This is a genomic window from Serratia sp. JSRIV006 (assembly GCF_019968685.1).
In the GTDB taxonomy this organism is placed as follows: Bacteria; Pseudomonadota; Gammaproteobacteria; order Enterobacterales; family Enterobacteriaceae; genus Chania; species Chania fonticola_B.
Genome location: NZ_CP074137.1, coordinates 1,016,738 through 1,033,289, shown reverse-complemented (window position 1 = coordinate 1,033,289; position 16,552 = coordinate 1,016,738). Strand labels below are relative to the sequence as shown.

Here is a 16,552-nt window from a genome sequence, read left to right as displayed (position 1 = left end):
TCACCACCACTGATGCCGGGTGATTATTTATCGCGCTTGCTTTCATCCACCTGGCAGTTGCTGCCACTGCATTTGAAAGTCAGCGTCGGTTGGCCGCCGTAGTCATTGACATACACCAGCACCGGGCTCGCCCCTAATGCCGCCGCACTGCCGCCCAGCTTGACGCTGCCCTTCGGTGGCACCATCACCGGTTCAAAACCTTTTACCACGTCGCCTTGTTTCCTGGCGCTGGCACCAATCAACGTCACAAAATACGGCGTTGGGTTGTTGACGGTGTATTGGTCACCCTTTTTGCTCAGCGTCAGTTGCTCCTGATACGGCGTCGCCTGTTGCTTAGCCGCCGCTTCGGCCAATGTTGCCGGGCGATAGAACATCTTGATGCGCGTCTGCAGCGCGATTTGCAATACGTTCGATTTGTCGCTTTTCGGTGGGATTTCCCGCAGGTTGAAGAAGAACAGCGATTCGCGATCCTGTGGCAACATGTTGGCTCCCGGCGTTGCCTGGATTTTTACCTGGGTCTGCCCTTTGGGTTCAACACGCTGTACCGGTGGCAGCACGGTAAACGCACTGTTCCCTTCCAGCTTGATGCCGTGGGCATCCTCCAGCCAGCCCTGAGCCAGATAAGGCAGTTCAGGGTTCTGATTGCGCACGGTCAGGCTCACCGACTTTTCATTCCCCGGGAACACCACGCGGGTCCGATCCAGGGAAATAGCCGCCTGTGCAGACGGAACCAGGGTGGCCACCGTGGCCCCAGCCAACAGGCTCATCACTAAAAATCTTTTCATCATCATTACCTTTACTCTTCCTATCAGACGTCATCCCTGCCGACTCTTAAGCCAGCAGGCGACGACGCCCTTTACTGTTCATCGGGTTTAATTCGCTGCCGTTATCCGTTTACACAAGGCAGCAGCAGGTTGGCGGTCATCCCCACCGGTATTTCCTTCGGCAGCGTAATGCGGCACTGTTCGGCACTGTTCCAGTGCACCGTCATGGTCTCACCCGGCTTGATACCGCTGAGATAGACGTTGCCTGCATCGTTCACCATGCCGGTTTCCTGTTGCTTGGCGTTCAGTACCGTGGCTCCGAAAGGCGGCACCGAACCATCGGCCAGGCGTATTACCGCCATCGCCTTCTCGCCCGCTACGACTTCAAAGTGACGATAGCCAATGGCCCCTTCGGTCAGCGTGCCTTGCAGCACCGAGCCGGTGGCCTGGGCGTTATCCGCCAGTTTGTCTACGTCGATACGTACGCTGCTGCGGTAATAACTGTTCACATCTGCCACTACCGCTTTACCGAAGATATTGGAGTTAACCGTGTTGCCATAACCGCCCACCGGCACTCCTGCTACACCATCGGTATCAACCAGCATCCGCGTCCCGCCCATGATCGATGTACGATGTAAAGCGCCGCCTTCACCCGTCAGGGTAGCTCCGCCCGACATCGACACCCCTGCCGAGCTATACTGCCCGGAGCGGTAACTGGCCATGCCATTCACCTGTGCCAGGGTGCCACGGTGTGAGTAATAGCCGCTGAAATCAGCATCGCTATTTGCCATCCCAGCCCGGACCGTATAGTTGTCGGTATCACCAACCCGATCGGAATAGTTGACCGAGTTGGTATTGTCTCCCGCAGCATAAGACCCGTTATAACCCAGCATGCCGCTGCTTCCCCACGGCATGGACAGCGACAGATACATGCCGTCATCCTTGGTGTTGCTGAAATTGTTGCGATAAGCCGTCAGCGACAGGTTGATGTTACGAAAGCGGCCAATATCAAAATAGCGCGCCAGCGTCATGTCATAGCGGTCACTGGTAGCCTGGTTCCAATAGGTCTGGTGGTTGTAGTTAAGGTACCCACTCATCGCCAGCGACTCGAACTGCTGGCTGAAGGACAGGGTGTACATCTCCTTGCTACGCCCTAGGCTTATCCCATTGGCGTTATCCTTGGCACTCAAGTAGTCCGCCATCGACATAAAACCGCTGTCGGAGAAGCGGTAGCCGGCAAAGGTGACCTGGCTGCCGGTATCATCAAAGCGCTTCGAGTAGCTCAGGCGGTAAGACCCCCCCTGTTGAGTACCTTGATCCGGTAACCGAGCCCGGGACTGAGTCACGTCCGCAGACAAGGCTCCAAAGGCCATCAAATCACGCCCCATCCCCAGTGACAGGGCCGAATATCCATCCCCTCCCAGCCCGCCGCCGTACAGCGACCAACCGTTACTCACGCCCCAGGAGAACTCCCCCGTGGCAAACATCGGCCCATTGACCTTATGTTGCCAATCAGATGGACGGCCCATCGCCAGCTTGAAGCGCACCTGTCCTGGCCGGGTCAGATACGGAATGGTGGCGGTATCAACCTTGAAGTTCTGTACGCTGCCGTCAGCCTCTTCAACCCGCACATTCAATGAACCAGAGACCGCGCTATCCAGATCCTGAATACGGAATGGTCCGGAGGCGACCAGGACTTCCTTGATCACCCTCCCCTGCTGGCTGATCACGACCTTGGCGTTGCCGCGTGCCACACCGGTCACTTCTGGTGCATAGCCACGCAAATTCGGCGGTAACATGTTGTCATCCGAGACCAGGCTGCCCCCGGTGAAACGGAAGCTGTCAAAGATGTCGGAATTGAGGAAATCCTCCCCCAACGTCAGCTTGGCGCGCCACGGTACAATCGCCCGGTAGGCGGTATACTGTGTCCAGTCAAAACTGCGGGTATTCTCTTTTGCCGAATCGCTCTGATGGTCGATCCTGGTCTGCCAGCTAGCCCGTAGCCGCCAAGCTCCCAGGTTCGCCCCTGCCACTCCGTTGCCGCTGAGGTTGTAATTCTGGGTGTCGTTCTGGTTCTGCCGCTGAACTTGAGTATTCAGGTTGTAATCCAGCAAAATGCCAGGGATCCCCTCTTCCCAGCGCGAAGGCGGATCCCAGTTCGCACCGCTATATTCCAGATAAACCTGCGGGATGCTGAGGTACAGCGTGTTGGTACCGAGATCGGGACGGGCCTGAAGCCCATCCAGGCTAGCCAGATCCAGACACTCGCCTTGATGCCACCAGGTCAAACCAGCCAATGCGGCCTTGGTCAGACCCAACTGGTCCACCATCTCTTTGCTCAGACAGACCTGGCTGCCTTTCGGATCGTCGTCCGGCGCCAAGAAGGTTACCGGGCGTGCCGGTTGCACCTGGTTATTCAAGCTCAAAGCAAGATCATAAGTACCCGGCAGGATAAAGCCCTGGTGCGAAAACTGGCCTAAATCAATGTTGTCACGATCCTTGAGATCCAGGACATCCGTGTTGAACTGGATATCTTTTGCCTGGGCCACGCTCACTGCGCCGAGCAATACGCTGCTGCCCAAGCTGGCCTGATACAAGATGGCAAGCAGGGAGCGGGAAAAATAACGCGCCATGAAGAAAGTCCCTTCAGTAATAATCCATTCTGAACCGTATTGCCGTACGGTAATCCCCTGCCCGCAACGTCTGTTGATTATCAGGTGTAATGCGGTTGCCTCTCTCCTGGCAACATGGAGCTGGCCTCAAAGCATCACCCGGTGCTGCTACCTCGCCTTTGGCATCACGTATCATCAACACCACGCCGCGTGCCTCTCCGCTCATGTCGAAATGACCGTGTTCGTCGTCGCCATCAAAGGTCACCTGAAAGCGCTGCCAATAGGGAGCTGTCGCGTCAATACGGACCAGAACGCAATTCACCAGGCGTATGGAGAACTCTTTTTCTGGCCCGTGCCCCTCCCGGATCAGTTGGCTGACCGGGAGGGTGTCCATTACCAGACTCTGGTCATGGTCCCCGACTTCAATCGCACAAGGCGTCTCTACAATGGCGCCTTCCATGCTGACGCGCCCCTGCCCCAGCACATCAGCGGAAAATGCACACCCGGAAAACGCCAGGGCACAACACATCAGCAGGGAAGGCACCACACAAGGTGAAGCGTCATAAGTCCATTTCATTAACAGCTCTATGGGGCGCAAAAAAACCTGCGGCAGAGCCGCCGCAGGTTGTTCAACACTACGCAACAGACTTACTGATAAGACAGTACGAAGTTGGTTGGAACCTGGAAGCTACCTGGTTTGATCACGGCATCTTCGCCGCCACCTTTCAAAGCAGCAGTGAAGGTCAGGGAGTTGTTGGTACCATTAACCAAAGTTCGAGCTGCGGTAGGGGTGTTCAGAGCCACTTTGGCACCGTCAGCCTGAGACATCAGAATATAAGCACCTTCAGCAGTACCGATCAGACCCAGACTGGTAGCATCATATGAAGAAGCCGTGCCGGTGAAGGTCACAGAGACTTTATCTTTGGTGCCTGCAGTAGCAATGACGCAATCTTTCAGCTCAATGCTGAAAGCTTGTGGCGTAGAAACACCGGTATTATTGTTAGCTGCCAGAACAACGTTAGACACGGCACCCAATGGGATAACTTGATCCAGTGAACCTGCAGCGATAGAGCAAGGTGCATCAGTAATAGAGCCGGTAAAGGTGATCTTGCCTTCGCCTTGGTTAGCTGCGTAAGCCGTGCTAGCCACCAGGGAAGCGCCAATGATCATTGCAATTGCTTTAACTTTCATGAAATCCGTTCCTATGATTTATATATTAACTAAAATATTAGGCGAATTGTGAAATACACTTTTACGCCTTTTATCACTACCCAACAATAATGCCGTTGCTTAGGATTGGCGCTATAATAACGCCAGAGAAAAATACTTATATAGGACATTCCTCTTTGTTTTCTCTTACTGTCTTATAAAAAAAAACGCCTTAATAACGAATCCATTAAGCACATGAATATACTAATAAAAATAAAAAAACAGTATTTTAATTAATCTTTTTTTTGCTAAAAAATAGGCAAAAAAAGCCTATGCAGGGTATTGTTATCAACACTTTCTGCACGAAATACATTAGATAAACGTTTTTTAACATTCGCGCAACCACTCGTCGCGAGCTAAGCGTTTTCCCCTCTTATGCATACCGTGATGCCACAAGCAGGAGACCGTGTCAGCTATAATTTAAAATTGTGAGACTGCGACACTGTACTGTAGCCTAACAGCAGAGTAGGCTGGTTTAATCAGGTGGAGTCAGATCTTAACCTGCAGGGGGAGACATGGTTTTTACGATTTTTAACATGATTGCGTTCAGAAGCTCAGACGGGGCGATGTGGAACATTGCGCAGCCCGATAGACGGGTCTCCTTCACTACCATTCCTGCCCGGCTCTTTACCTACCTGTTGGAAAACGCCGATAAAATGGTAAGCCGTGAAGAATTACTCAATAATATCTGGAATAAATATGGTCTGGAACCGTCGAGTAACTCGGTCAATCAGTATATTTCGCTGATCCGTAAGTCATTGAGTGAGTTAGGTTGTGAGGAAGAGATCATTAAAACTATTCCTCGCGTCGGGTTTTATATCTCCGGGAAATTGGTATCTTACAATCAGGAAACACCGCCGAGCGTTGAAACCACGAGCACCAAAGCTCAACCTGCAATAAAGCAATCAAGGCTACTCAGAGGGTATAAACCCGCGTTGCTCGCGATCAGCTTGATCATCTCAACCTTATTGGTCCTACAACCTTTCCGTTTCGCTACTGATCATCTGGATTACCGTTTCCCAAAATCTACTTTGTATAAAATTGGCAATATAGCAACCTGTCCTCTCTATACGCTTAGCGCTAGCTCGCCTGACATTGCTGCACGCAAGGAAAAACTCGCCGCAGAGCTGGCTGCTGCGCATGTTCCGTGCGCCAACAATGAGGTGTTTATTTTTCACTCTGGTGAACACTATGCCTACCAACAATCCGGCAGAGCCTTCATAATCCGTTGTACCAATAGTGATCATACCCTGTCTCATTTCTCTGACTGTAAGGGCGTCTATGCTTTCGCTAAATAATCACTCAGGCAAGTTCATCGGGGTGGTTGCTCTCGCCTTTGTCGCAGTAGCTTTGCTCTTCAACCTCCTGATGCACAAATTTTTCATTACTGAGAAAGGCCCCAAAGTGAGCTGTGCCGCCTTTTTCCTGGTACAAAGCGACTTACAAACTCGGGGCGTCATGAGTTTGCATATTGATGGTGTAAGCCATGGGAGGATGCATATTTCCGCAACGGTCAGGGATAGCGCTGGCGCAGTAAAGTATAATCTTCTGCGTAACGTCAATTTTGACTATCGCTATGAAGGTAATGGCCACCTCGCCTTGCAGCTGGTGGATGTCAATAAAAATGCCAGCGATACTATGCCGAATGAGCTGTTTAACCAGTCCATTTTTGATTTTTCGGTGAAAGCCAGACAATTGAGGATCACCGAAGTCGGTGATGGCTATTTGTTGTGGAATGACTTTTCGCCAGTCATGATGTGCATACACAATCCATAACAGGCCAATTTATAGCTAAGCTATAAAGCGCTCTCTCTAGCCATTCGGTGAATGCGGTGGCTGAAGGATAACATCCAACGCCATCGCACGAGTATGTCGTGGTTTATTGCACATGAGTATTACCGAACTTAAGCATATAAAGTTCATTGAAGTTTCTTGCTCCATGCCGTTTTACCGCCTTGACCTTATAGCCACTGACCGTTTTTATCGAAAGGTGCAGCATATTGGCTATTTGTGATTGCGAGTAACCCTCCACTAAAAGCTTTAATACTCGGTTCTCTTTCTGCGACGACTTCAGTACCTCCCCCCAAATATCACCAAAGAGATTATCCGCTACCGTCCTGGGTTGCGCTGAATCCATAGTTTTGACCAGATTTTTCAGATCGGCATAGGCAATTTTTTTATCGACCACAAAGTCGGATAAATGCTTAACCATCGCAGAACACTCTTTACCTTTGGAAAGCAGCGTGATCACATAAATTGTTTTGCCTTCCTTTTTCAGACCATAAATCTGTTTTATGGTGTTGTATATATCGTTTGAGTCCCCGTCAATAAAAGCGACGTAACTTTCATTATGACGTAAGTTTGAGTTTTGCTCAGTACTTAAGGACTCGACTATTGAATCGAAGGCAATCTTATTAAAATGGCAAGGGTAATTCGTGTCAAATATAAACATGGGTAACTTCCTGCAAAATAATATGTAGATTTGGTGAAGTACCAGGCCTAAGGCTATCCAAGATAACCTTGTTCATTGTGAATCGACGTCAGAGGCCTAACCCCTTAAGGGTTTTTCTGATCTCTACCTGGTACCTAACTTATCGTGACTACTCAGGATTGACATTGCGGCCTGCCAGGCCTAAACCCGGCAAACTGCGCCTTGCATCAATCTGAGCCTTAATTTACATGAAAAGTTACCACGGAGTTATTTATAACTAAAAACACACTATTTATAGGTTTAAATTCTTTTTTTTAAGTTTTTTTAACAATAAAAAGGGATTTAACACTATAGAGGCAGCGGTGGTATTCAGCAACAACTCACCCTGTTGCTTAACCTCACCGCCAAGGATGCTGTCTATTGGATGATATCAATCATGATTGCTTAGCTTTAACATGTAGAGCTCGTTGAAGTTTCTTGCCCCATGTCTTTTTATCGCCTTAACCTTATAACTGCTGATGGTTTTTATCGATAAGTTTAACATTTTGGCTATTTTGTATTGGCTGTGGCCATCCAGCAACAGCTTCAACACCAGATACTCCTTATGAGAAGACTTCAAGATATCCCCCCAGATATCGCCAAAAACATTATCTGCTAACGCCTTGGGTTTTGCCGTAACCATGGTTCTGATCAGCCGTTGCAGATCGTCATAGGTGATTTTTTTATCCACTACATAATCAGATAAATGCCTGATCACTGAGGAGCAATCTTTATCTTTTGACAGCAATGTGACCATATAAACAACTTCGCTGTTCTTGCGTAACTCGTAAACCGACTTGACGACGCTGTAGATATTAGCCGAATCCCCATCAACAAAAGCGATTGAACCCTCACCATAACGCAAGGCAGGGGTTAGATCACACCTTAAGGAATCGATGATCGATTTAAAGGTTATTTTACTTAGCGAACAGGAATAATCCGAGTCTATTAGAATCATTGGAATACTTACCTCCTGGTAAAAATAATCCATCCATATTGGAACGCGCAGCATTCAGGTGCACCAATGACTGGCAACCCAATATCGTCTTTAATGTATATCCAGGTTCTAATACCATAGGCAGAGCAAACCAAAATTAATTTTTGGCTCTTTGATTTATGTAAACAACTCTCTCACCACCTGGATAAAGTTATGACATTCCTTTACACCCAGCCTTATCAGTATATTCTTATAAAATTATTATCGTCAATCGATTTTATTGCTTACAATAACCATTAGATATCATGAGAAATATTCCCCATATTTTATAATCGCTTATGGATGAATTTATTCAAGCATGCAACCAATTATAAGACAAAAAGAAAAAACAAAGAGAAAACTCCCATTTAAATCCGTTATGAACGGCAATACAATAAAGCATGACATTCAATACAACCCAGCAAATTAATTTTCAATCAGAATGTCTAACCCAATCAATGCGTATTTTTACGCTTTGATTTTTAGGCAATTGAAGCCCTACTCGACAAAGCCTTATTCCTGCAGGAAGTAGAGCGCTCCACGGTAGGGAAAAGCGGATGTTCCTCATTACTGACGCTCAAGGAACTGAAGTGCTGAAGTATCTGGCCATAGGAATGAGCGGGCGTGGCACCGCAGGGCATCAAGGACAAGACTGTCAATGGCCATAAGCGCAATGCCATGCGCAAACTGTGCGTCAAGACTAACCAGGAGTTGTACCGGTGGATGGAACTGCGTGACTCCTCTCATCTGGTAGGCCTGTCTTTGATCTGATTCCGCAAGAGTCTCGAGCTGCTCATCCAGACTTAGGATCGCCGAGAGTTGCCCCCCCCTAGGTGAACGCAAAACCACTTTTTTTATTCTATGAACGTAATAGCGACATAATTATTTTTAGACTATCAATCCGCAACATAATTAAATTGGTCTGCACCCACTTAATTTAGATAATTTCCATAATTTTTTATTATCTATAGCCTACAAATGCCTTTCCCTCACCTACTCCATAAAAAACACCCAAAAAAAAGACATAAAAACCAAGTAAATATTAATATAAGAATAAAAACCTATGAAAACCTAAAGTAACAAAATTAAAAACTAATATTTTCACATAAAAAATCCATAAATTAAATAATAAACCTTATAAATCAATGCATTAAATTTAAACCATGCACCACCCTTACATTTTGACAACCATGACGTATTTTGAAATTATTAAAAGCGAAATACAGAGGGAGCCCCCTTCGGAAGTAAATATCGCCTACCTAGCGTAGTAAATGAATAAAAAACCCGTTAACAGATAGACATCCAGTTATTTCTGAGCAGAGATAACTGTAAGTCTAGCAAGCATCAACTCGTTTTTAATAAGCCATCTCAATCTAAAGGAATAGCACTCATGCGTAAATCAATTTTCACTCTGGCTCCGGCTGCATTGGTTTTACTGGCCGTAGCGGGCAACGCTCAAGCGGCAACTAACGCCCAATTAACCGTAACGGCCAACGTGGTTGCTGCCACCTGTGACGTTTCACTGTCTACCAACAGCCTGGATCTGGGTAACTTTTCACCCAAGCAATTTACCGGCGTTCTGACCCCGATCGCGTCCAGCCAGAAACAGTTCACCGTGGGTCTGAACAACTGTGAGGCCCCTGTTGCCGCTGCTGATACCGCTAACCTGGTCGTCAGCGGCCAAACGCTGGCTGCCAACTCAAACGTCTTCAACTCCACCGGCACCAACACCGGTATCATGCTGAGCGAAGTTAGCAAGCCAAACGTCTATATCAAGGCAGGTGACAAACTCCTGATCGCAACCGCAGGCGCAACGCCAGCCGCTGGCGATTTTAATGCCAAAACGCTGAGCCTGCAGGTGGGCCTGGCCTCCACCAGCGCGGACAAAACCAACATTGGCTCCGTCAAGGCACCGATCCTGTTTGCTTTCTCCTATAACTGATTTACCTCTAGGCAGGCGGCTTCGGCTGCCTGCTTTTTTTTCCTACCAAGGGGCAATAAATGACGCGCATAACGCTATTTTTTCCCGTCCTGATGGCGCTGCTGTGCAGTTCGTCCGCCGTAGTGGCGGAGGGATTTGGTATTAATGCCACCCGGCTTATCTACCCGCAGGGAGCAGGCAGCATTGCCGTTACGCTGCGCAACACTCAGCCCGCCTTGCCTTATCTGGTACAGGCTGCGGTAAGCCTGACCCCAGATAGTCGTGACGCCGCTCCATTTACGGTCACACCACCGGTTTTTCGGCTGGAAGCCAAGAGCGAGAGTCAGGTCCGCATTACCGGTAATGACGCATCCTTGCCCAAAGATCGCGAGTCGGTATTCTATTTCCAGGCCATGGCGATCCCAGCCGCAACCGAGCCGACCGCCAGCCAACAGAGCGCCAACGTGAGTGCCACCGCCCAATTTGGCGTCGGCAACATCATCAAGCTGTTTTATCGCCCTACAGAGCTACCAGCAGATTCGGGTTCAGCACAGAAAAACCTGCGCTTCACCCGCGTCAATAGCGGGCTGCGGGTCAGTAACCCCTCCCCCTATTTTGTCAGCCTGGCCAGCCTGACCTTTGCCGGGCAACGGCTCAAGTTGGATACGCCGGACGCGCTGATGATTGCGCCATTCGGTTCCCATATCTATCCCACCACGGCGAAAAGTGGGGCAATTGACTGGCAGACCATTAACGATCAGGGAGGCGTTGATGCGTTTAAACAGGCTCTGCCTTAAGAAGGTATCCCTCATCTCACTCGCTATGGTTACCGGATTAACCAGCAGCACGGCCCCCGCCGTGACGCTGAACTTTTCCGCAACGATCATGCCAGGCACCTGTTCCCTAAGCCTGGATAAAAGCGTACTGCCGCTGGATGAGATGTCGCAGGCGCGCTTGCGTAGCGGTGCCCTGATCAACTCACAGCCGTTTACCCTCAAGGCTGGCAACTGTGACGGTGTCGCCACTGCTGGCCTACAGCCGATGATTACGGTCAGCGGTGAGGGCGTGACCCAAGATGGCAAATGGCTGTTTCGCAGCAGCGACTCCAGTGCCGGTGGGAGCGGGGTGATATTGGTACAAAGTGCCAACATGCCCAATTACAACAGTACCGAGGTCAAACCTACCGATACTTTCCCCTTGGCGGCCATGGGGCAGATACCGGTCGGTAAAGACCTCCCCTTTTTTGCTGGTATCAGCTGCGGTGGTAGTACCGGCTGCGCGACGGTGAAACCGGGGAAGGTTATCGCCCGTATCACCTTTACATTCGCCTACCGCTGAGGTTGCCATGTCATCTGCCTGCTATTCATCTATCGCACTGTTGCTGTTGCTCTTTACCGGACCAATGGCAATAGCCGACGGCGGTATCAGCTTAAATCAGACCCGGGTGGTGTTTTCCGCAGCGGACAGGGCACAAACCGTCACGGTGAATAATAGCGGCACACAAAAATTTCTGATCCAAAGCCGTATCCAACGCGCACTCGACGACCAGGCTCCAACGCCATTTATCGTCACGCCGCCGCTGTTGCAGCTCGGCCCTGAGCGCAAACAATTACTGCGCATCCTCAAACAGGATCAGGCATTGCCCACGGATCGGGAGTCGCTGTTTTACCTTTCGGTATTGGCGATCCCCGCACAGAAACAGTCGGCACTGGCAGAGGCGCACTTATCGATGGGGTTTCGCTTTGCCATCAAACTGTTTTACCGCCCTGAGGGCCTCAACATCGCCCCGAGGGACGCCAGTTGCCAACTGCGATTGACGCCTACGGCAGCAGGGGTGCGCATTGACAACCCGACCCCCTATTTTCTCACGTTTGCTTCACTGAAGTTCGATGGTCAGCTTATCGATCTGGACACCCAGCCAGCGATGATTGCCCCGATGAGCGCACAGGTGTACCCCGGCAACCCGTCGGCCAGACAAGCCGTTTGGCAAACCATTACCGACTTCGGCGGCTTATCTGCACCATGCCTGCAGGCCCTGCCATCACCAAAGGACCCACCCGCATGAAACACCTTGGCCAAGCGATATTGCTGCTGTGCAGCCTGCCGTTTTTGACCGCTCCCCAGGCGGCAGAGCCCGACTCCACGGGGATCTCATTTTATGTTCTGCGGGTGATTTATCCCGAAAGCGCCAAGCAAGGCGTCAGTTTGGCGGTAGACAACAAAAGCGCAGCCGCCTATTTGATGCAGTCCCGGGTGCGCCCGGTCGATAGCCAGACCGGCGATGTCGATTTGAGCGAGGGCGAGCAAGCGAAAATGCCGTTTATTGTCACGCCACCGCTGGCGCGCTTAGAGGCCAAGAGTGAACTGACACTGCGTATCCGGCGCAATGGAGAACCCTTGCCGACAGATCGCGAGTCGGTATTTTTTATCTCCATGAAAGCGATCCCCGCGCAGGTGCAAAACGTTCAACCACAGCCGGTAGGCCAGATGGCGGTGACGGTAGTCAGCAATATGAAATTGTTCTACCGCCCTAAGGGATTGGCTAAACGCGCCGTGGCCGACGTGGCCTGCCAACTGCGTTTTCACCGCGCGGGAAAAGAGTTGATTGCCGATAACCCCACTCCCTATTGGCTCACCTTTTCGCGGCTGAAATCGGACCGCGTCTCGCTGGATAAACCCGCGTTACGTTTGATGGTGCCGCCGAAAGGACAACAACGCTATCCCGCCCCTACCGGGACCAGCGGCCATGTCGAGTGGCAACTTATTGATGAGGATGGTTGGAATACTCCCGTTTGTCAGCAGGACTTGCCCCCATTGGATGTTTAAGGACGCGCTAAAATCATGGATAGAACATCAATAAAAAACAGGCCCGGCACTCGAGGTCTTTCACCTTCTTTGGCCGGAGCCCTGCTGCTGGCCGGTGCCGTACCTGCCTGGGGCCGAGACTATTTCGATCCCGGCCTGTTGGCGCTAGGTGGCAACCAGTTGGCTACATCCGATCTGACCGTGTTTGAATCCTCCGGCCAGACCCCTGAAGGGCGCTATCTGGTGACGCTGTGGATGAATCAGTCGGAACAAGGGCAATACAGTCTGATATTCAAAAAAGATGCCCAGGGCCAGGTGCTACCGCAGCTGACTCCGGCATTCCTCCACCAGCTTGGCGTCAATACTCAGGCACTTCCCAGCTTTAGCGGCTTGCCGCCTGAGACTCCCATCGCCAGCCTGGGAAAGCTCATTCCTGAATCGCAGCTACGCTTCGATTTGGCCCAATTGCGTCTGGACATCAGTATTCCGCAGGTCGCCATGCAGCAACATGCCCGGGACTACGTCGACCCTGAACAATGGGACGAGGGTGTCCCCGCATTGTTGTTGAATTATAGCCTGAACGGGAGCCGCAACTGGCAACGCGCACAGTCCGGCATGGGCAAAAGCGAGCAGAGCAATCTGTTCGCCAACCTGCTTGGCGGGATCAACTACCAAGGGTGGCGCCTGCGCAGCACCATGACCTATACCCAAAATGAAAGCCGTGTGGGAGGTTCTTCAAGCCGTTATCAGCGCAGCCAATTCTCCGATACCTATTTACAACACGATATCCGTGCATGGCGCTCCGAGATCCTGGCGGGTGAAAGCAGCAGCGGAAATGACGTGTTCGACAGCATTCCCTTCCGGGGCGTCAAACTGAATTCCAGCGAAGATATGCTGCCCAATAGCCTGCGCGGCTTTGCTCCGGTGATCACCGGCATTGCCCAAAGCAACGCACGGGTAACGGTGAGCCAGAACGGCAACATTGTCTATCAAACTTATGTCGCTCCTGGCCCGTTTCGTATCAACGATCTGTACCAGAGCAGCCAAGGTGGCGATCTGACGGTCACCATCACCGAGGCAGACGGTTCAGTACGCAGCCAAACCCTGGCCTTCTCGTCATTACCGGTGATGCAACGCCCTGGCGCACTGAAGTATGAACTCACCAGCGGGCGCTATAACGGAGGGATCACCCAAGCCTCCCGAGAAGCGACTTTCGGGTTGGGCACCTTAATGTATGGCCTACCCTATAACGTCACTCTGTACGGAGGTGCGCTGGTTGCCACCGATTATCACTCCCTGGTGGCAGGCTCTGGCCTGTCGTTGGGTGACTTCGGCGCCATCTCGGCAGACGTCACCACCTCGGATGCCCGGTTAGCAGGGCAAAACCAACGCCACCAAGGGGCTTCATATCGGTTGCGTTATGCCAAAAGCCTGCTCAGCACCGGGACCTCGGTAGATCTCGCGGCCTACCGCTACTCCACTCGCAACTATTACACCTTCGCCGACTTTAACAACCTGGGCTTTGAGCTCAACGCAGGGCAGGTGCCCTGGGCGTTGACACGCCAACGCTCCAATTTCCAACTGCGTATCAGCCAGCAGTTGGATTCTTGGGGGGCCCTGTACCTATCGGCCTCACGCAACGATTACTGGGGGAACAGCCGAGTGAACAACACCGTTTCCGTTGGTTACAACGGCAGTTATCGTGGTGTCAGCTACGGCGTTGCCTATGGGATTGACCGCATCAAGGGCGACGGCAGCTGGCCAGAGAACCGCCAGCTATCGATGTCGGTGCAGGTCCCCTTCCGCCTGTTTGGCAGTGCGGCTGCCAATAGCCAAAGCTATGCCAGCTACCAGGTAACCCATAACAATCAAGGCCAGATACAACAACAGGCGGGCATCAGTGGCAACGCCATGGACGATCGCCTCTCCTACAACCTGATGCAGGGCTGGTCGAACGATAATGGTAGTGATAACAGCAACTTGAATATGGGCTATCGGGGGAGTAAAGGCCAGGCCAATCTGGGCTACAGCTACAGCAACCAGTTCCGCTCACTCAACCTCAGCGGCAACGGCAGCCTGCTGCTGCACCCGGAAGGCGTGACGCTAGGGTCCATGCTCGGCAATTCGGTGGCGGTGGTCAGCGCGCCAGGCGCTGGCGGCGTTGAGGTGCTCAACGGCAACATTCGCACCGACAGCCGCGGTTACGCGCTGGTGCCGTATCTGGCGAACTACCAGAACAACAGCATCAGTCTGAACCCCACTACCCTGCCGGAGGATGTGGATATGGCGCAATCAAGCCTTAACGTCTCCCCAACCAAAGGGGCCGTCGTCATGGCGAGATTTGACACCCGAGTGGGTTATCAGGCGCTGGTGACGCTGCTACGGGGGGATACCAGCCTGCCATTCGGCACGGTGATTACGGTGGCGGATACTCCGGCAGGAAAAAACAATACCGGTATCGTTGGAGATTCGGGCCAAGTGTATCTGAGCGGGCTACCGGAACAGGGCACACTGACGGCGAAATGGGGGCACGCTGACCATCAGCAGTGCCGTGCCAGTTTCAACCTGAGCGGCATTGCCGCTCCCTCTGCAAGCAACCCGATCCGCCAACTGACGGCACGTTGTGAAACAGGCCGATAACCATGCACAAACCAATCCACAAGGACAAGTGACAGTGAAAGATACCGCCGGCATACCAAGACATACGCTAAACCGCCGCTACCAAGCCTCCTGCATACTGCTGTTAGCCTACCTGGGCCAACCAGCCGCACTGGCGGAAACCATTACTATTGGCAAAGGTACAGGCATTTTGTGGGAAGGCCTGCCGTTTAATGTCACCTTAAGTGGCACGATAGGGAGACAAGACCTTACTCCTAAGTATGCGCTATTGGCGATCTCTTCACACTCCAATATGTGCCAACCCAATGATGAATTGTCGTCCATCGCGGGTTATCAAGCACTCAAACTAGCGCCAGGCGTGGGGCTCATTCCCAGAGGCTTCGGTAATGCAACCTTTGCCCGGTATTCTTCCCTCAAGGAAGATTCGCTATCCGGTACGCTGGGGCTACCAGAAACCAAAGGGGGGAACAGCGACGGGAGTCAAGTAATCGCACCTAATACTTTTAGCTGGTGCCTGCCGCCATCAATGAAATACCAAAACAATTACTATAACCCTAACTATATTCGAAAAGCCACAATATCAGGCACCTGGGTACTGGTTGCCGATGGTCAGCAGAAGACTACTGAAATAACCGTCCCGGTGATGTATGCCGGCAGTTTCTCATCGGTGTCGATTGGGGACCTATCGGCCTCTATCCTCCCGAGCAATATCCAGCTGCGCATATCCACGCTTGAGTGTACGGTCAATACTCCCACTTCAATCACCTTTGGTGGCGTGATGGAAAACCTGCAGGCCGGGGCCGAACTGGGCGTGCAATCCTACCCACTGATCACCAACTGTGGGCAAAGTTCAGACCTGATCGATGCCAATATCAACCTGCAGTTCCGGCCATTGACCGGCCTGTATCAATCAGCCCCGAGCCGTTTGGCCCTGCGCGAGGGCGGGGGCTATATCACCGGTGAGATTGATAACGGCGTGACCGGCAGCGGAAGCTGTATCGCCACCAGCGGACTGAAGTTCGATAATCGCCAGCTAAAAATCGGCCGTATCACCAAGGCGCAAACCAGCCTGAGTATCAGCAATCAGGTGACCTGGCGCTTGTGTTCCGGCGGCAAAGATCTGCCACTCGGTGACGTTAGTGCCGCCGCCGAAATGCTGGTGACGTTTAATTAGCA

The 16,552-nt window shown here is 51.6% G+C and carries 16 protein-coding genes; 10 read left to right on the top strand and 6 right to left on the bottom strand.

Translation table 11 applies throughout. The features are described from left to right. Window positions 1-23: 23 nt before the first annotated feature. The 4 genes from KGP16_RS04695 to KGP16_RS04680 all read right to left on the bottom strand — a co-directional run bounded on the left by KGP16_RS04695 (window position 24) and on the right by KGP16_RS04680 (window position 4,567). Window positions 24-791: a fimbria/pilus periplasmic chaperone gene (locus tag KGP16_RS04695; protein ID WP_371822668.1), complete on the bottom strand. Its 768-nt coding sequence runs from the start codon at window positions 789-791 to the stop codon at window positions 24-26. Window positions 792-886: 95 nt separating this feature from the next. Beyond that, a complete protein-coding gene (locus tag KGP16_RS04690; RefSeq protein WP_223500882.1) occupies window positions 887-3,397 on the bottom strand; it encodes an outer membrane usher protein in 2,511 nt (836 codons plus the stop codon). Between the two features lie 13 nt (window positions 3,398-3,410). Beyond that, window positions 3,411-3,953: a fimbrial protein gene (locus tag KGP16_RS04685; protein WP_223500881.1), complete on the bottom strand. Its 543-nt coding sequence runs from the start codon at window positions 3,951-3,953 to the stop codon at window positions 3,411-3,413. A 71-nt stretch (window positions 3,954-4,024) separates the two neighbouring features. Beyond that, complete coding sequence (locus tag KGP16_RS04680; protein WP_094982092.1) at window positions 4,025-4,567, bottom strand: fimbrial protein; 543 nt, start codon at window positions 4,565-4,567, stop codon at window positions 4,025-4,027. A 533-nt stretch (window positions 4,568-5,100) separates the two neighbouring features. Between KGP16_RS04680 and KGP16_RS04675 the strand changes: the two genes are divergently transcribed. After that, window positions 5,101-5,883, top strand: coding sequence for a winged helix-turn-helix domain-containing protein (locus KGP16_RS04675; protein WP_094982093.1), 783 nt, complete (start codon window positions 5,101-5,103; stop codon window positions 5,881-5,883). Continuing rightward, window positions 5,867-6,361, top strand: a complete 495-nt coding sequence (locus KGP16_RS04670; RefSeq protein WP_223500880.1) for a hypothetical protein — start codon at window positions 5,867-5,869, stop codon at window positions 6,359-6,361. The genes KGP16_RS04675 and KGP16_RS04670 overlap by 17 nt, the downstream gene beginning before the upstream one ends. Before the next feature lie 103 nt (window positions 6,362-6,464). Here KGP16_RS04670 and KGP16_RS04665 read toward each other — a convergent pair whose 3' ends face one another. Beyond that, window positions 6,465-7,037 carry a helix-turn-helix transcriptional regulator gene (locus tag KGP16_RS04665; RefSeq protein WP_094982095.1) on the bottom strand — a complete coding sequence of 191 codons (573 nt, stop codon included), beginning with the start codon at window positions 7,035-7,037 and terminating at the stop codon, window positions 6,465-6,467. A gap of 409 nt (window positions 7,038-7,446) precedes the next feature. Then, window positions 7,447-8,067, bottom strand: coding sequence for a LuxR C-terminal-related transcriptional regulator (locus KGP16_RS04660; RefSeq protein ID WP_094982096.1), 621 nt, complete (start codon window positions 8,065-8,067; stop codon window positions 7,447-7,449). Window positions 8,068-8,655: 588 nt separating this feature from the next. On the opposite strand from KGP16_RS04660, the gene KGP16_RS04655 reads away from it, so the two are divergent. The 8 genes from KGP16_RS04655 (at window position 8,656) to KGP16_RS04620 (ending at window position 16,550) form a co-directional block, all read left to right on the top strand. Then, complete coding sequence (locus tag KGP16_RS04655) at window positions 8,656-8,802, top strand: LuxR C-terminal-related transcriptional regulator (RefSeq protein ID WP_223500879.1); 147 nt, start codon at window positions 8,656-8,658, stop codon at window positions 8,800-8,802. A gap of 619 nt (window positions 8,803-9,421) precedes the next feature. Next, window positions 9,422-9,973 (top strand): fimbrial protein, encoded by a 552-nt coding sequence (locus tag KGP16_RS04650; RefSeq protein WP_094982098.1) that lies wholly within the window; start codon window positions 9,422-9,424, stop codon window positions 9,971-9,973. Window positions 9,974-10,032: 59 nt separating this feature from the next. Beyond that, the gene (locus KGP16_RS04645; protein ID WP_094982099.1) at window positions 10,033-10,749 is read left to right on the top strand and encodes a molecular chaperone; all 717 of its coding nucleotides are present in this window, start codon (window positions 10,033-10,035) and stop codon (window positions 10,747-10,749) included. After that, window positions 10,724-11,290, top strand: a complete 567-nt coding sequence (locus KGP16_RS04640) for a fimbrial protein (RefSeq protein WP_179248805.1) — start codon at window positions 10,724-10,726, stop codon at window positions 11,288-11,290. The genes KGP16_RS04645 and KGP16_RS04640 overlap by 26 nt, the downstream gene beginning before the upstream one ends. A gap of 7 nt (window positions 11,291-11,297) precedes the next feature. Then, window positions 11,298-12,017: a molecular chaperone gene (locus KGP16_RS04635; RefSeq protein WP_094982101.1), complete on the top strand. Its 720-nt coding sequence runs from the start codon at window positions 11,298-11,300 to the stop codon at window positions 12,015-12,017. After that, the gene (locus KGP16_RS04630; protein WP_094982102.1) at window positions 12,014-12,778 is read left to right on the top strand and encodes a molecular chaperone; all 765 of its coding nucleotides are present in this window, start codon (window positions 12,014-12,016) and stop codon (window positions 12,776-12,778) included. The genes KGP16_RS04635 and KGP16_RS04630 overlap by 4 nt, the downstream gene beginning before the upstream one ends. Window positions 12,779-12,793: 15 nt before the next feature. Continuing rightward, complete coding sequence (locus KGP16_RS04625) at window positions 12,794-15,397, top strand: fimbria/pilus outer membrane usher protein (protein WP_209523396.1); 2,604 nt, start codon at window positions 12,794-12,796, stop codon at window positions 15,395-15,397. Window positions 15,398-15,431: 34 nt separating this feature from the next. Then, window positions 15,432-16,550, top strand: a complete 1,119-nt coding sequence (locus KGP16_RS04620) for a hypothetical protein (RefSeq protein ID WP_223498908.1) — start codon at window positions 15,432-15,434, stop codon at window positions 16,548-16,550. Window positions 16,551-16,552: the final 2 nt, after the last annotated feature.

Coding starts and splice junctions, on each gene's coding strand:
- KGP16_RS04650 (WP_094982098.1), top strand. CDS start 9,422: ATGCGTAAATCAATTTTCACTCTGGCTCCGGCTGCATTGGTTTTACTG.
- KGP16_RS04635 (WP_094982101.1), top strand. CDS start 11,298: ATGTCATCTGCCTGCTATTCATCTATCGCACTGTTGCTGTTGCTCTTT.
- KGP16_RS04665 (WP_094982095.1), bottom strand. CDS start 7,037: ATGTTTATATTTGACACGAATTACCCTTGCCATTTTAATAAGATTGCC.
- KGP16_RS04690 (WP_223500882.1), bottom strand. CDS start 3,397: ATGGCGCGTTATTTTTCCCGCTCCCTGCTTGCCATCTTGTATCAGGCC.
- KGP16_RS04670 (WP_223500880.1), top strand. CDS start 5,867: ATGCTTTCGCTAAATAATCACTCAGGCAAGTTCATCGGGGTGGTTGCT.
- KGP16_RS04695 (WP_371822668.1), bottom strand. CDS start 791: ATGATGATGAAAAGATTTTTAGTGATGAGCCTGTTGGCTGGGGCCACG.
- KGP16_RS04645 (WP_094982099.1), top strand. CDS start 10,033: ATGACGCGCATAACGCTATTTTTTCCCGTCCTGATGGCGCTGCTGTGC.
- KGP16_RS04675 (WP_094982093.1), top strand. CDS start 5,101: ATGGTTTTTACGATTTTTAACATGATTGCGTTCAGAAGCTCAGACGGG.
- KGP16_RS04625 (WP_209523396.1), top strand. CDS start 12,794: ATGGATAGAACATCAATAAAAAACAGGCCCGGCACTCGAGGTCTTTCA.
- KGP16_RS04685 (WP_223500881.1), bottom strand. CDS start 3,953: ATGAAATGGACTTATGACGCTTCACCTTGTGTGGTGCCTTCCCTGCTG.
- KGP16_RS04640 (WP_179248805.1), top strand. CDS start 10,724: ATGCGTTTAAACAGGCTCTGCCTTAAGAAGGTATCCCTCATCTCACTC.
- KGP16_RS04630 (WP_094982102.1), top strand. CDS start 12,014: ATGAAACACCTTGGCCAAGCGATATTGCTGCTGTGCAGCCTGCCGTTT.
- KGP16_RS04660 (WP_094982096.1), bottom strand. CDS start 8,067: ATGCTGCGCGTTCCAATATGGATGGATTATTTTTACCAGGAGGTAAGT.
- KGP16_RS04680 (WP_094982092.1), bottom strand. CDS start 4,567: ATGAAAGTTAAAGCAATTGCAATGATCATTGGCGCTTCCCTGGTGGCT.